The sequence below is a fragment of the Falsiphaeobacter marinintestinus genome (assembly GCF_007923355.1).
Classification (GTDB): Bacteria; Pseudomonadota; Alphaproteobacteria; order Rhodobacterales; family Rhodobacteraceae; genus Phaeobacter_A; species Phaeobacter_A marinintestinus.
This window is the reverse complement of the sequence record NZ_VOGO01000051.1, coordinates 1-962: the sequence shown is the minus strand read 5'-3', so window position 1 is coordinate 962 and position 962 is coordinate 1. Positions and strand designations below refer to the sequence as shown.

General features: G+C 66.3%; 1 protein-coding gene. It reads left to right on the top strand.

Annotated features, from left to right (window positions below):
- Positions 1–962: calcium-binding protein (locus FOY56_RS23370; RefSeq protein WP_146348540.1), on the top strand; the 962-nt coding region annotated here is incomplete at both ends.

Here is a 962-nt window from a genome sequence, read left to right as displayed (position 1 = left end):
TCCAGTCGGCCTCGGGCGGCTCGGCGGAGGGCGATGTGATCTCGGGGTTCGAGAAGGTGTTTGGCTCGGCCCACGCCGATGATCTCACCGGCGACGCAGCCGACAACCAGCTGGTGGGCTGGCTCGGCGCCGACACGCTGAACGGCGGCGACGGCAATGACATCCTGCGCGGCGATGCCGGGGCGGATATCATGGACGGCGGCGACGATGAGGACTGGGTGATGTATTTCGGCTCGACCGCAGGCGTGACAGTCAGCCTGGTCGAAGACGGATTTGGCTTTCAGTCGGCCACCGGGGGGGATGCCACTGGCGACGTGATTTCGAACTTCGAGCGGGTCTGGGGATCGGATCATGCAGATGATCTGACCGGCAATGATGGTGATAACTACCTGCTGGGTCGGGACGGTGACGATGTGATGGACGGCGGCGCCGGGAATGACACCATGCGCGGGGGCGTCGGGGCCGACACGATGGAGGGCGGCGCGGATACCGACCTGATCGCCTATAACACCTCGGCGGTTGGTGTGACTGTTGATCTGACCGTCGATGGCTTTGGCTTTCAGTCGGCCTCGGGCGGGACGGCGGATGGCGACGTGATCTCGGGGTTCGAGAACGTGGCGGGCACGGCGCACGCCGATGACCTGACGGGCGACGACGGGGCCAACATCCTGCTGGGTCTTGGCGGCGACGACACGATGGATGGCGGGGGCGGCAGTGATATCCTGCGCGGCGGTGCGGGCGCGGACACGATGGTGGGCGGCACTGGCAATGACTGGGTACAATATGCCGGATCGTCCTCGGGCGTGACGGTGAACCTGAGCGAGGTTGCGGGCTTCCAGTCGGCCTCGGGCGGCGATGCCGACGGCGACGTGATCTCGGGCTTCGAGTACGTGTTCGGCTCGGCGCATGACGATGATCTGACCGGCAACGCCTCGGCCAATGTGCTGCTCGGCGGCGACGGC